This is a genomic window from Kineococcus vitellinus (assembly GCF_009906315.1).
Lineage (GTDB): Bacteria > Actinomycetota > Actinomycetes > Actinomycetales > Kineococcaceae > Kineococcus > Kineococcus vitellinus.
Window position 1 is genome coordinate 1 of record NZ_JAAALL010000517.1, and the last position, 1,628, is coordinate 1,628.

Below are 1,628 nucleotides of genomic sequence, written 5' to 3' on the forward strand. Positions count from 1 at the left end.
GGCCGGGGCCGCGCCCCGGACGTCCGCGACCGCCGCCGCGGCCACCGGCTGCCCGGGTGCGGCGGCCAGCGCCTGCGTGCCGGTCAGCCCGCCGCCCACGCCGACCCCCGCCGACAGCAGGACGCTCAGCACCTGGCCGCCGGCCGTCTGCGCGATCGCGGAGGCGTTCGAGAGCGCCTGCGCGGGGGCGGAGCCCACCCCCGGCAGCGCGGCCAGCAGCGTCGCCGGGCCCGCGACCAGGCGCAGCCGGCCGATGCCGACGGCCAGGAAGGCGCGGACGACCTCGGGGTCGAACTGGGTGCCGGCGCAGCGGGTGATCTCGGCGCGGGCCTGCTCGGCCGACATCGGCTTCTTGTAGGCGCGCGCGGAGGTGATGACGTCGTAGGTGTCGGCGACGGCGATGACGCGCGCCGCCAGGGACAGCTGCGCACCGGCCAGCCCGCGCGGGTAGCCGCCGCCGTCCCAGCGCTCGTGGTGCTGCTCCACGCCGTCCAGCCACGGCCCCAGCCAGGCGCGCAGCGGCTGCACCAGCCGCCCGCCGTGGCAGGGGTGCTGCTGCAGGGCGGCCCACTCCTGCTCGGTGGGCCGGCCGTTCTTGTTGATGACCTCCACGGGCACGTGGACCTTGCCGACGTCGTGCAGCAGGGCGGCCCAGCTGAGCTTGTCCACCTCCTCGCGGGGCAGCCCCAGCTCGCGGCCGATGAGGGCCGCGTACGCCTGCACCCGCTCGCCGTGGGCGCGGGTGCGCGCGTCGTGCGCCGCGAGGCTGCTCACCAGCGCCAGCAGCCGCTCGGCGGAGTCCCGGGGCGCGTCCCCCACCGGGCCCGCGTCCGCGGCGGGTGCCGCGGCCTGGTCCGGGACGGGGTCCGCTGCGGCGTCCACGGCGGCGTCCGCGGCGGGGTCCAGGGCCGCGGGCGACCAGGTGCGGCGGGCGACCTCGAAGCGGCTGGGCACGCGGTCGGGCAGCACCAGGCTCAGCCGCAGCATCGCCGAGAGGGGCACCAGGCGGCGCAACCAGCGCGAGCAGGCCAGCAGCACGGCGCTGGAGAGGGCGACGACGAGCAGCAGCCACACCGCCGCGGGCAGGCCCAGGCGGGCCGGCGGCGCCCAGCGGGCGGCGGTGGCCCCGACGACGAGGGCGAACAGCAGCGGGCCCAGCGAGGCGCTCGCCCGCACCAGCGCGGCGAGGACCGGGCGGGGCCGCCAGGTGGTGGACGCGCCGTCCCCGTAGTTCTGCGTCGGTCCCGTGGCCACCCCGAGCGCTTCGGGACGCGGTGCCGCCGGGTTGAGCGCCGTCGGTGCGGGTTCACCCGCCCGGACGGCGCCCCCACCGGTACGGCCTACGCTGCCGGAGTGGGCGGGGCGGAGCGGCGCGAGGAGCTCGGCGCCCTGCTGCGCAGCCGCCGCGGCCAGCTGACCACGGCCGACCTGGGCCTGCCCGAGGGGGGCCGGCGGCGCAGCCGCGGGCTGCGCCGCGAGGAGGTCGCCGCGCTGTCGGGGGTCTCGGTCACCTGGTACACGTGGCTGGAGCAGGGCCGCGACATCAACCCCTCGCGGCAGGTGCTGGACGCGCTGGCCCGCACGCTGCGCCTGTCGGCCACCGAGCACGCGTACGCGCTGTCCCTGGC

At 79.1% G+C, this 1,628-nt stretch carries 2 protein-coding genes; one reads left to right on the top strand and one right to left on the bottom strand.

Features of this window, described 5'->3' with window-relative positions; genetic code table 11:
• Nucleotides 1–1,254: HD domain-containing phosphohydrolase (locus GTQ99_RS23015; RefSeq protein ID WP_166617984.1), on the bottom strand; the 1,254-nt coding region annotated here is incomplete at its 3' end.
• Between the two features lie 99 nt (nucleotides 1,255–1,353).
• Between GTQ99_RS23015 and GTQ99_RS23020 the strand changes: the two genes are divergently transcribed.
• On the top strand, nucleotides 1,354–1,628 hold a 275-nt coding region (locus tag GTQ99_RS23020; protein ID WP_166617985.1), incomplete at its 3' end, for a helix-turn-helix domain-containing protein.